We start from the raw sequence: 12128 nt of genomic DNA, 5'->3' as shown, positions 1-12128 counted from the left end.
ACAAAAAATTACCCTTTTCCAGGGATTAAAAAAATAGCACAAACAATGCAGCGTTTTTATTACCTGAAAAAAGGTGCAGAATTATAAAACCCCTACAAGATGAGCTCCTGAGGGAGGTGAAAATTCAGAGGGTTTTTGACGGGGTGGTTTACAGACCCCACAAAACTCTTACCCCAACTGAAATCTAATTTTAAGCCATCATTCCGAAAAATTTAAACAATGAACCTCTCAAGCTTTGAACTTTAAACCCATATTTTTCACTATTCTCATCAATTATTTATTATCCTTCATCACTTATCCTCAAAGTTCGTATATTTGATAAGTTTGTGTAAAATCAAAAATAATCTTCAATGAAAAAGCTAAATATTGGTATACTTGCCTTTTCCGGTATAGTATTGCTAAATTCATGTGGTGCTGCAAAAACTGCAGGAACTGATACAAAAACAGAGGCTACAGCAACAGTTGCAACGCCGGTAAAAGAAGAAGTAAAGGAGGAGGGGATCAATTTATCTTATATGGATACAGGTGTCCGTCCGCAGGATGACTTTTTTAGCTATGTGAACGGAAATTGGGTAAAAACCACTCAGATTCCTTCAGATAAAGCCAATTGGGGGTCTTTCAATGCTTTGAGAGAAAATGTAGATGATTCTTCATTGGATATTTTAAACAAAATCCTTACAGAAAATTATTCTGCAGGTTCTGAAGGCCAAAAGATCCAGAGTCTTTATGCTTCCTTTATGGATACTGCTAAAAGAAATGCAGATGGATTAAATCCTATCAAAGCTGATCTGGCAAAAATTGATGCCCTTAAAAATCTTAATGATCTTCAGAAATACCTTTTAGAAGCTACAAAAATCGGAGATAACTCCTTTTACGGATGGAGAGCCGGAGCAGATATGAAAAACTCCAAAATGAATGCTGTCTATCTTGGAGGTCCGGATCTTGGTTTAGGAAGAGATTATTATCAGAAAGTAAATGATGCCAACACTAAAACATTAGGACAATATCAGGCTTACGTTGGAAAACTGTTTGGGGTTTTAGGATATAAAAATTCTACTCAGGCTGCACAGAATGTGGTGGATTTTGAAAAACAGCTGGCCAATTATTTATTGACATTGGAGCAGAACAGAGATGCCAACCTAAGATACAATCCTAAAAACGTTTCTGAGTTATCAGGGGTTGTGAAAAATGTTGATCTTGCAAAATATCTTAAAGATGCAGGGGTAAATACAGACAGGGTAATCATCGGTGAACTGAAATATTACCAGAACATGGACCAGTTCATCACACAGAAAAACCTGCCTCTATTAAAAGACTACCTGAAATATCACCTGATTAACGGTAATGCCAGTAATCTTGATGAAAACCTTGAGCAGATCAGATTTGATTTCTATGCAAAAGATTTACAGGGGCAAAAAGAACAGCGTCCTATGAACAAAAGAGGGTTAACACTTGTGAATGGAGTTCTTGGTGAGGCATTCGGAAAATTATACGTAGAGAAATACTTTACTCCTGAAGCAAAACAGCAGATGGAAACCTATATTGATTACCTTTTAAAATCATTTAAAACCCATATTGCGAATATCGATTGGATGTCTCCTGAAACAAAAGTAAAAGCTCAGGAAAAACTATCCAAGTTTACAGTAAAAATTGCTTATCCTGATAAATGGAAAGACTATAGCCAACTGAAAGTAGAATCTCCAAAACAGGGAGGATCATTATATGCTAACCTGCAAAATGTATCGGCTTGGCAATACCAAAGAAATTTAGATAAAGTAGGAAAACCGGTTGACAAAACAGAATGGGGAATGTCTCCTCAAACAGTAAATGCTTATTATAGCGGTTCAAACAACGAAATTGTATTCCCGGCAGCAATCCTTCAGCCTCCTTTCTACAATCCTAAGGCAGATGCAGCCGTAAACTTCGGTGGAATTGGAGCTGTAATCGGTCACGAGATCTCTCACGGTTTTGATGACAGTGGTTCCCGCTTCGATGGTGATGGAAATCTTAACAACTGGTGGACGGATACCGACCGCAAGAACTTTGATGCAAAAGTGGCTCAGCTGGCTGCTCAGTATAGTAGCTACGAACCGGTAAAAGGAAGTTTCGTGAACGGTAAATTCACAAGTGGAGAAAATATTGGAGACTTAGGAGGAGTAGCAGTAGCTTACGATGCCCTTCAAATGTATCTTAAAGACAAAGGAAACCCAGGGAAGATCAGTGGATTTACTCAGGATCAGAGATTCTTTATGAGCTGGGCTACCGTTTGGAGAACAAAAGCAACCAACGAATATATGATCAATCAGGTAAAAACAGACCCGCACTCTCCGGGAATGTACAGAGCTTTCGGGCCACTGGTGAATCAGGATTCATTTATCAAAGCATTTGATATCAAATCGGGAGATAAAATGTATAAAACTCCTGAGGACAGAATAAAAATTTGGTAAGAGTACCAAAAAATTGTTAGAAAAGAAAGAATCCGTCTCAATGCAATGTGGGACGGATTCTCTTTTTAAAATGCTTTCTTATAATTCCGGATCACAAACTTTATTCCGGTTTCTATAATGTCTCCCATGGTCTTACAATACTTGAAGTTGACATCATAGGTGAGTTTTTGTAAAGCTGTTTTTAACTCAGTAACATTAGCTTCCGGTGCAATATTTTCGGTTTTCATAATAGAAATCAGTTCACTGAATCTGCTTTGGCTGCTCGTTACTCTTTTTACAATCTGTGAACGTACCTCTTTACGATACTGTTCTATAGAGTTAGGCTTCAGCTTTTCCAGTACCATGGTAACCATCGGATGATTTTCTTTGAAATACTGGGGAAGATAAACTTTCAAATTTCCTTCATAGCATTGCTGGTCAAAATCAATCGGGCGGATTCTGTAAATAACCTGGTCAAAATCATGGATAGGAATAATCACATAATTATAAGAACGCATATCACCAAGAAGCCCAATGAGACAGCGTTCATTGAATTTTACAAATTCCTTGGAAATCTGTGCCTTTTCCAGCTCTGTGCAATTGGATATATGTTTCTGAATAAATACATCCCCGGGAATTCCTAAGATATGTTCTTCAATTAAGGTGTTTTTGTAGATCAGAAAATTAATCCGGTTAGGAGAAAGCAGGTCTTCAAGCTCCAGTCCATAGATGCGGGAGGCATCAGCCTGTTTAATATAAAAGTTAGTATAATTATCGTTCAGGATATTTCTCACCCGGATCCGGAAAGGTTTAGAATTTCCGAAAGTACAGAAGTCAATGGTATCCACTTTCAGATAAGGGAGAGTAGCTTCATCTCCATCAGAATGAAGGAGGGTGTAAATCTTATTTAAATTAGCTTCTATTTCTTTAAACTCATATTCAGAATACAGTACCCCGAGCCATAAAGTGTCCTTGCCTTCTTTATCCAGAATATTCACACTGTCACTGAATCTTAGCAGGTCTTCATATAAAAACTGGATCTTGGTTGTTCTGTTATGCTTTTCCAAATACTGCTGCAATCCTTCAGAAACAGGATATATGGGTTTTCTAAATGCGATCTTTACATCTTTCATCATTCTGTTTACTTTATCTAAATATAAAGAATATTTTTCTTCACCTCACAGGAATTCTTATTTAACACATATTTGTTCTCTTTTATAAATGCAAAATGCATCAGGATTTTATTTTATCACTGTGTGTTTGTTTTTATTTATTTTTTCATAGCTTAGTGACATCGTAAGATGGTGATTTTATGTTAAATAAATATAGATAAATTTAAATAGTTTAAGAAAAATCTTGACAAAATTTTGTATGTTACAGTTTTTTTTTAAATTTAAACTTTGGATTAGTAATTTATTTGAATAATCTGTAAATTGCTCAAAGACAGATCCAAACCAAAATAGTAAATCTCAAAATAATAATAATATGGCAATGTTTAATTATGGTGTTGGCGGAAACGAGGTAAAAGTAGACGCTAATGAAGCTATTCAGGAAATACAGGAAAATAAATCACTGATAGTAAGCCAGCTTACAACAGACGAATCTTATACCCCTGAAATTGTAACAGGATTAAAAACTGTGGAAGATGTGTTCAAACACTTTCAGCCTTCTGTGGCAGTACAACACGAAACAGAAGATGGGGGAGTGGTTGACGAAGAATTCCGTTTTCAGAATCTTGGAGACTTTACTCCTAAAAGCCTTACTCAGAAATCTGATTATCTTCAGCAACTGAGCATGGAGCAGGAGCAGTACAACAAAATTGTACGTCAGTTAAAAACCAATAAAATTCTTCGCAATATGCTGGAGAACGACCAGACAAGAGCTGCGTTCATCGAAGTATTGAAAGATGTAGCACAAGAACTTGAAAAATAATTAAAGACTTACATTAAATCATGGATAGCAAATTACAGGCGCAGGAAAGCCAGCAGCAGGGACAACAGCAGCAGCACTCAGGGCAGCCGAAAGGCAACCCGCTTGCAGAGCTCAATAAAATGGGAGGTTTTGGCTTTGTTGAATCCGTTGTGGACGGGATCGCCAATATGAACCCAACAAGAAAAGCAAGGAAAGAAATCTTCCTAAATGATAACAATAAGGCAGAAGAAAGAAAAGAACTTCTTCAGAAGATCAATCTTTGGGTAAGCCTTCTTGAAGGTAGTGAATCTGCTGATAAAATGGCTGATACGTGCAAAACCAAAGCACAACTGGCTGATCAGAATTTAAAGAAAAACTTAAAAAGTACACTGGATGCAGTTCGTCTGTTGGAAACCAACTATAGAACGGTAGCTCAATTCTATAAAAATACAGAATTGGATAAAGTGGATAACGTAAGTATTGTTAATGCAAGCCTTGATCAGGTTTCAGACCTTGACAATCCTTTATTCATTGATGCCATCTCTGAAGAATTCAAAAATTATTATGACCGTTTAGACCTTAGAGATAACTACTCACTCCTTGCTATCCCCGGATACTTAGGATCTAATAAAGTTATTGAAAAGTGGGCTAAAATCTGTAACGAGAACAAAGTAATGATGGTTACAGACTTTGCAAACCTTGATAAGCCGGATGACGTTGTAGATTTATTCCATTCTGCAAACCTTACAGGTGGGGAACTTCACAGAAGTAACGTGATCATGACGTGTAACTGGCTAGTAGGACGTGGAAAAGCAGAAGAAGTAGGAGAAGAAGAAAACGTAGAACTTCCACCTTCCACTTCATTAGCAGGAAAAATCCATAAAACACTGATGTCTCAGGTAGCAGCAGGTAAAAAACATGGTAACATCAACGAAGTAGACGCTGTAAAATTCGAATTGAAGAAAAGTGAAATTTCTCAGTTGGAAAAAATGGGTCTTGTACCAATGGTTAACGAATATGGTAAAATTATGGCTTTCTCTGCAAAGACATTATTTACAGGAGACAACATCGGTCTTCAGACCTATTCTGTAGTTCGTGTATTCGACTATGTAACTAAAGTATTGCTAGACTTCCTGAACAGAAGAGCCTTCGAAAACTGGAATGCTAAGAACGAAGACGATTTGAGAAGACAAATTGTTACTTTCCTTGACAATATCAAAGGACCAGACAAATTGATCGAGAAATTCAAGATCGTTCGTTTCGAACAGGATAGAGTAAACAAAGACAGAGTATGGCTTGATATCCGTATGACACCTTATTTCCCTACAAAAAGTTTTGTTATTAAACTAGACGGACATAAAGGAGATGATGGTAACGAATGGGATGCACAATACACTCAGGAATAATAACACCTTATTTTTAATCATAAAAACCGATGCATTTTTTACATCGGTTTTTTTCTACCAATACCTATGAATATTAAAATGAATATCAAACTTATCATTGGTTTGCCTCTTCTATTGATGATGCTTTTGGTAAGCTGTGAAAAAAAATACCAAAGCCCGGATCAATATGAAGAAGACCTTTTTGCAGACGAACGTCAGGAAGGAAAAGCTTACATCATGGATGAAGAAGAATGTTTTGATGGAAGTGAATTGGTTTTAGCAAGTTCGGAAGTAAAGCTGGCAGACAGTTCAAAAGGCCGTGGAAAATCATTTTTTCTTTATAAAGTAAGATCCGGAAAAGTTTTAAAAACAGTAAGAGACTCCACTTTGGAATTGCCGATGATGTTTTTATCTCCCCATAAGCTAAAACTGAAAGAGGATTCCATGTACTTGTACCTGAAAAAATTAGATGGCTACCGTTTTATTGCGAAAGAAAGAAATCTTAAGTATCAATGGCTGAGAGGGGCTTCCGTATATTCTGTGAAGAAAAAATAAAATAAACCTATCTTTGCGTTCCTGGAATAATGCAGGATGAAGAGATAAAAGCTCTTCAGTGACTTAAATTGATTGGTTTTTGGAAAAGAATAGTGCAACCTCAGAATTCCTTCATGTAGGAAACAGGCTTTTGAAATGGTATCGGAACAATGCAAGAGATCTGCCTTTCAGACAGACAAAAGATCCCTATAAAATCTGGATCTGTGAAATTGTATTTCAGCAGACAAGAATCAATCAGGGCCTTAATCATTATAATAATTTTATTAAACGATTTCCTGATGTAAAAACCTTAGCTGAAGCTGAGGAAAATGAAGTGTTGCTTTACTGGAAAGGCTTAGGCTATTATTCCAGAGCCATCAATATCCATAAAGCTTCTCAGCAGATCATGAATGATTATGATGGAATATTTCCAGCCCAATACGAAGAAATTTTAAAACTGAAAGGAATAGGAAAGTATACAGCAGCAGCTGTTTCAAGTATTTGTTTTGATGGAAAAATGCCTGCTGTTGATGGAAACTTCTACCGGGTCCTGAGCCGTTTCTTTGCTGATGATTTTGATATTTCAAACTCAAGGGCATTTACTTATTTTTCTGAGTTGGCGACATTGATAATGCCGGATAATGTTGGAGATTTCAATCAGGCGATGATGGATATCGGTTCCGAGATCTGTAAACCCAAAAATCCTTTGTGTGGAGAATGCCCGATCCATGAAGACTGTCTGGCTTTTTCCCTACAGAAAATCTCTGATTATCCTGTGAAAACGAAAAAAGTAAAGGCTGAAGATCTTGCTTTGACCTATTATTTTGTTCACAGAAACGGGCAATTTCTGATCCGTCAGAGAAAAGATGACTTTATCTGGAAAAAATTATTTGAATTTCCATCTTCTATTTCTGCTGACATGGAAACCTTTATCACTGGTTCAAAAACGATTACCCATAAACTGACGCATAAGAACTTAAGTATTGAAATATTGAATATTGAGGTGCCTTCAGAAGAGATTTGGAATCGTTTTATTACTGAAAATCAATACCTGATTACAGACGTTGAAGGTTCCCATGAAAAATCCTTTCCGAAGCCTTTGGAAAATTACATTCAAAACTCATTGAAAGACTGAAATTTGTCTTCCGAAATCTGAAATCTAATTTGTACTTTTGCAAAATGATTAAAAAAGTCATTTTTATTTTTGTATCACTGCTTTTAATTTCATGCGGAAAAGACCCGGTTCCAAAACCGTACGGAGAACTGCGTCTGGAATACCCGGCACCGAAGTACCAGAAGTTTGAAAACAACTGTGCTTATACTTTCGAGTATTCGGATTTTGCTAATATTACTGCAGCAAAAAAACCGTGTTGGTATTATCTGAACTATCCTCAAATGAAGGCAAAGGTTTTTGTGACCTATTACCCGATACAGAATGACTTTGCAGAACACATTAAAGAAGCTGAAAAAATGGTATATGAGCATACCATCAAAGCCAGTTCCATAGATACAAAATCCTTTGAATATCCTGAAAAGAAAGTATACGGGAATTTCTATGAGCTGAAAGGGCAGAGTGCTTCCAATCTTCAATTTTACATTACAGACAGCGCGAAACACTTCGTGACTGGTTACTTATACTTTAATACGAGACCGAAACCGGACTCTCTGGCTCCTGCTGTGAATTATATCAAAAACGATATGAAACATATGCTGGACTCTTTTGAATGGAAAAAATAATTACTTTTAATATACATTGAAAAATATATGAAACTTTTAGTTGTAGGAAGTGTTGCATTTGATGCAATTGAAACACCATTTGGTAAAACGGACAAAATTTTAGGCGGAGCTGCTACTTATATTGGGATCACTTCATCTATTTTAGGCGTTAAATCCGGTATTGTTTCTGTAGTAGGAGGAGACTTTCCACAGGAACACCTTGATATGTTTACAGACAGAGAAGTAAACATCGAAGGAATTGAAATCGTAAAAGAAGGAAAAACATTCTTCTGGTCAGGAAAATATCACAATGATCTGAACACCAGAGATACTTTGGCTACAGAAGTAAACGTATTGGAGAACTTTGATCCGAAAATCCCGGATTCAATGCAGGATGCCGAAATTTTATTGCTTGGAAACCTACACCCTGGAGTTCAGCTATCCGTATTGGAAAAAATGAACAACCGTCCTAAGCTTGTAATCCTTGATACGATGAATTTCTGGATGGATTGTGCATGGGATATTCTGATGGATATGATCGCTAAAACGGATGTAATTACCATCAATGACGAAGAAGCAAGACAACTTTCAGGAGAATATTCTCTTGTAAAAGCTGCTAAAAAGATCCATGCAATGGGACCTGAATATGTAATCATCAAAAAAGGAGAGCACGGAGCTTTACTTTTCCATGACGGTAAAGTATTTGCTATCCCGGCACTACCGTTGGAAGATGTTTTTGATCCAACCGGAGCAGGAGATACTTTCGCAGGTGGTTTTGCTGCTTATCTTGCTAAAAAAGGTAAAATTGATTTTGATACGATGAAGTCTGCATTGATCGTGGGATCTGCAATGGCTTCTTTCACTGTAGAAAAATTCGGAACACAAAGAATTGAAGAAGTTAACGAATCAGATATGTTCAGCAGATTGAGACAATTTAAAGAATTGACAACTTTTGATATTGAACTGCAATAAATAAGTCTTTTTAAGAAATATTTATAATAAAAAATTGAGTGAAATTCGTTAAGAATTCTAAATTTGCAACTTGTTAAAATAGTAAAATGACAAATAGACTAAAAATCACTTATCTTCTTGGGATTTTCATCATGATTTTTTCTTCCAATATGATGAATGCCCAGCTAAAACCAGGAGATTTAGTGGATGGTATTGCTGCTGTGATCGGAAATGAAATCGTTTTGGAATCAGATGTTACTGAGCAGATGAATTATGGAAAACAACAGGGAGCTGCCAATACAGACAAATGTGAGTTCCTTGAAAGCCTTATCAGCAACAAACTTCTTGTATACGAAGCAAAAAAAGATACATTAATTGAAAACCGTTCTGCAGCGATCAAAGAGCAGGCTAATCAAAAATACCGTCAGTTGCTTTCTCAATTTCCAGATGAAAAGGCATTATTAACTGCTTATAAATTCAAAAATGCCTACGAAATGAAAAACGCTATCGAAAAAATCGATACCGACCAGTATTACGGACAGGCAAAATACCAGAGAGTTACTGATAAAGCAGACGTAACTCCTAATGAGGTAACTGACTTTTATAATATGTATAAAATGCAGTTGCCACAGGTAAAAGATGAAATTACCTTAGCACAGATCATGATGTATCCAACTTTGACGGAGGCTCATAAGCAAGATCTTATCAACAGACTGAAAAAGATCAAACAGGATATTATTGGCGGAGAAACTTTCGAAAGTCAGGCAAGAATTTATTCTGAAGATGAGGGTTCTGCTTCCAATGGTGGATTGTACAAAAATATCAACAAAGGACAGATGGTGAAGCCGTTTGAAGCTGCTGCTTTAAATCTTCAGGAAAACGAGATCTCAGACCCTATTGAATCTGAATTCGGATACCACATCATTCAGCTGCTGAAGAGATCAGGTAAAGTATATGATGCAAGACACATTCTTTTGAAAGCAACACCTACAGAAGAAGAACTTAAAACTGCAAAAGCAAAATTAGACAGCATCAGAGGATTAATTACGGATGGGAAGATGACTTTTAAAGATGCTGCTTTCAAGTTTTCAGATGATAAAAGAACCAAATTCAATGCAGGGATAATTCCTGGTGGTGATGGTTCAGATAAAATCGAAAGAGAAAGTATCCCGGGAACAATCAGCTATGAATTGGCAGGTTTGAATAAAGGAGATATTACTTCTGCTTTTGAAGATGAAGAGAACAGAAGAAAAGCTGTGAAAATCATCAAGCTTGAAGATGTGATTCCTGCTCACCAGATCACTCTGGAAACAGACTTCAGCCGAATCAAGCAGATGGCGCTCAATAAAAAGAAAAACGAAATGGTTGAAAAATTTGTCAACTCCAAGTTGCCAACTACTTTCATATCCATCGACGGACGTTACGATAACTGTAGCTTTAAATCCAACTGGAAAAAAGAATCAGTTAAAAAATAAGATTAAAACCTTCAGAAATTTCTGAAGGTTTTTTTTTATGCTGAAGAGTCAGGTATAAAAAAGAATGATTCTTTATGATAAGCACAAACAGGTATTCTGCATCTGTCATTTTGGATGGAATTATTTGATAACTTTACAAAAACCAAAACATGGATTACGAATTTTATCTTAATAAATTTCACCTGGCCATAACAGAAGTACTTAAAGAAAAACTTGAAAATAATAAGTTGGATGTATCTGTTGATACTGTTCTTGATTCTGTTGCTCTTAAAGTATTTAAACCGGAATGGTCCTCTGATTTAAATTCACCATTAGATGCTATAGGGAGGATTTTCTTTTCAATATGGATAAATGACAAAACAATTCAGGAAGGAAGAATGTATTATAATATCCATGCTCTAAAGCTGAGAGAATTAAAAAAACATGCATTATCAAGTAGAAAATTTGCTCAGGATTTTAGGAATGAATTCAGGAAATACCATAAAGACTGGCCAAATGTAAATATTGAATTTGGCCCACTAACATTAATGCAGGGATGGGTTGATTTGAAAGAAGATAATATACAGGGAAATATTGAAGAATTGGTTCAAAATTTTTTTAAGATCAGTTCAATTATAGATACAGTTCTGGAGCGGTATAAGAAATAATGGGCTTAAGTGGTTTTCTAATGATTTTTTTAATAAATGTAGGGGGCTGAAAATCTTTGTTTTTAGTATTTTTACAACATGAGCAATTTTATAGATTTCAACGCGGCAAAAAAATTACACGACATGCAGGCCAATCAAAATAGAATTTCAGAACTTTTTAATATTAAATATCCGATTATTCAGGCTGGGATGATCTGGCATTCCGGATGGAGGCTGGCTTCTGCTGTTTCCAATTGTGGTGGATTAGGATTAATAGGAGCAGGGAGTATGTATCCTGATATTCTCAGGGAAAACATTCAGAAGTGCAAACAGGCTACCAATATGCCTTTTGGAGTGAATGTGCCTATGCTGTATCCTAACCTTGATGAAATCATTCAGATCATCCTGGAAGAAGGGGTGAAAATTGTGTTTACATCAGCTGGAAATCCGAAAACGTATACAGAAACCTTACAAAAAGAAGGACTGAAGGTTGCTCACGTAGTTTCCTCTACCAAATTTGCTGTAAAATGTGAAGATGCAGGAGTAGATGCAATAGTGGCAGAAGGGTTCGAAGCAGGAGGACACAACGGGAGAGATGAAACTACAACATTCTGCCTTATTCCAAATGTCAAAAAGCATATTTCCAAACCATTAATTGCTGCAGGAGGAATTGCCTTAGGTTCTCAGATGAAAGCTGCAATGATTCTGGGAGCAGACGGAGTACAGATAGGCTCCAGATTCGCGGCTACAACAGAAGCCAGTGCTCACGAGAACTGGAAAAAGAAAATTACCGAACTTCAGGAAGGAGATACGCATCTTACACTAAAAGAGCTGGCTCCTGTAAGAATGGTTAAAAATAAGTTCTTTAACGAACTTGAAGATGTTTATCTTGCCGGAAGAAATAAAGAAGCACTTATTGCATCGCTAGGAAGAGCAAGAGCAAAAAAAGGAATGTTTGAAGGTGACATGGAAGATGGAGAGCTTGAAATAGGACAGGTTTCAGCACTTATTGATGATATCATTCCGGTGGAAACAGTCTTTAATCATTTATTGAAGGAGTTTGAAGAAACAAAAATGCCTTCCTTTTAAAAATTGACCATATCA

11 protein-coding genes are annotated in these 12128 nt (G+C 36.4%); 10 read left to right on the top strand and 1 reads right to left on the bottom strand.

The genetic code is table 11. The features are described 5' to 3' along the window. Window positions 1-350 precede the first annotated feature (350 nt). A complete protein-coding gene (locus M2372_RS09590) occupies window positions 351-2447 on the top strand; it encodes a M13 family metallopeptidase (RefSeq protein ID WP_123320069.1) in 2097 nt (698 codons plus the stop codon). 65 nt (window positions 2448-2512) lie between these two features. Here M2372_RS09590 and M2372_RS09585 read toward each other — a convergent pair whose 3' ends face one another. Further along, on the bottom strand, window positions 2513-3559 hold the full coding sequence (locus M2372_RS09585; RefSeq protein ID WP_123320135.1) for a hypothetical protein: 1047 nt from the start codon (window positions 3557-3559) through the stop codon (window positions 2513-2515). Between the two features lie 352 nt (window positions 3560-3911). Between M2372_RS09585 and M2372_RS09580 the strand changes: the two genes are divergently transcribed. The 9 genes from M2372_RS09580 (at window position 3912) to M2372_RS09540 (ending at window position 12113) form a co-directional block, all read left to right on the top strand. Further along, window positions 3912-4358: a type VI secretion system contractile sheath small subunit gene (locus M2372_RS09580; protein WP_164464392.1), complete on the top strand. Its 447-nt coding sequence runs from the start codon at window positions 3912-3914 to the stop codon at window positions 4356-4358. A 20-nt stretch (window positions 4359-4378) separates the two neighbouring features. Then, entirely contained in the window at window positions 4379-5743 is a 1365-nt protein-coding gene (locus tag M2372_RS09575) for a DUF5458 family protein (RefSeq protein ID WP_123320068.1), read from the top strand. 78 nt (window positions 5744-5821) lie between these two features. Next, window positions 5822-6277, top strand: coding sequence for a hypothetical protein (locus M2372_RS09570; RefSeq protein WP_123947420.1), 456 nt, complete (start codon window positions 5822-5824; stop codon window positions 6275-6277). A gap of 79 nt (window positions 6278-6356) precedes the next feature. Beyond that, window positions 6357-7391, top strand: a complete 1035-nt coding sequence (mutY, locus tag M2372_RS09565) for an A/G-specific adenine glycosylase (protein WP_123320067.1) — start codon at window positions 6357-6359, stop codon at window positions 7389-7391. Between the two features lie 44 nt (window positions 7392-7435). Next, on the top strand, window positions 7436-7993 hold the full coding sequence (gene gldD, locus M2372_RS09560; RefSeq protein ID WP_115973034.1) for a gliding motility lipoprotein GldD: 558 nt from the start codon (window positions 7436-7438) through the stop codon (window positions 7991-7993). Window positions 7994-8020: 27 nt separating this feature from the next. Further along, entirely contained in the window at window positions 8021-8944 is a 924-nt protein-coding gene (locus M2372_RS09555) for a PfkB family carbohydrate kinase (protein WP_115973035.1), read from the top strand. An 86-nt stretch (window positions 8945-9030) separates the two neighbouring features. Then, window positions 9031-10398 (top strand): peptidylprolyl isomerase, encoded by a 1368-nt coding sequence (locus M2372_RS09550; protein WP_115973036.1) that lies wholly within the window; start codon window positions 9031-9033, stop codon window positions 10396-10398. A gap of 149 nt (window positions 10399-10547) precedes the next feature. Next, entirely contained in the window at window positions 10548-11045 is a 498-nt protein-coding gene (locus M2372_RS09545) for a hypothetical protein (RefSeq protein ID WP_123320066.1), read from the top strand. Window positions 11046-11123: 78 nt separating this feature from the next. Further along, a complete protein-coding gene (locus tag M2372_RS09540) occupies window positions 11124-12113 on the top strand; it encodes a nitronate monooxygenase family protein (protein ID WP_228455740.1) in 990 nt (329 codons plus the stop codon). Window positions 12114-12128 lie beyond the last annotated feature (15 nt).

It is taken from the genome of Chryseobacterium sp. BIGb0232, from assembly GCF_024810195.1.
Taxonomy (GTDB): Bacteria; Bacteroidota; Bacteroidia; order Flavobacteriales; family Weeksellaceae; genus Chryseobacterium; species Chryseobacterium pennae.
This window is presented reverse-complemented; position numbering and strand designations above follow the sequence as displayed.

What these genes read in the sequence shown, in the direction of transcription:
- M2372_RS09585 (WP_123320135.1), bottom strand. Translation starts at nt 3,559, where the DNA reads ATGAAAGATGTAAAGATCGCATTTAGAAAACCCATATATCCTGTTTCT.
- gldD (WP_115973034.1), top strand. Translation starts at nt 7,436, where the DNA reads ATGATTAAAAAAGTCATTTTTATTTTTGTATCACTGCTTTTAATTTCA.
- M2372_RS09550 (WP_115973036.1), top strand. Translation starts at nt 9,031, where the DNA reads ATGACAAATAGACTAAAAATCACTTATCTTCTTGGGATTTTCATCATG.
- M2372_RS09555 (WP_115973035.1), top strand. Translation starts at nt 8,021, where the DNA reads ATGAAACTTTTAGTTGTAGGAAGTGTTGCATTTGATGCAATTGAAACA.
- M2372_RS09575 (WP_123320068.1), top strand. Translation starts at nt 4,379, where the DNA reads ATGGATAGCAAATTACAGGCGCAGGAAAGCCAGCAGCAGGGACAACAG.
- M2372_RS09545 (WP_123320066.1), top strand. Translation starts at nt 10,548, where the DNA reads ATGGATTACGAATTTTATCTTAATAAATTTCACCTGGCCATAACAGAA.
- M2372_RS09580 (WP_164464392.1), top strand. Translation starts at nt 3,912, where the DNA reads ATGGCAATGTTTAATTATGGTGTTGGCGGAAACGAGGTAAAAGTAGAC.
- M2372_RS09540 (WP_228455740.1), top strand. Translation starts at nt 11,124, where the DNA reads ATGAGCAATTTTATAGATTTCAACGCGGCAAAAAAATTACACGACATG.
- M2372_RS09590 (WP_123320069.1), top strand. Translation starts at nt 351, where the DNA reads ATGAAAAAGCTAAATATTGGTATACTTGCCTTTTCCGGTATAGTATTG.
- M2372_RS09570 (WP_123947420.1), top strand. Translation starts at nt 5,822, where the DNA reads ATGAATATCAAACTTATCATTGGTTTGCCTCTTCTATTGATGATGCTT.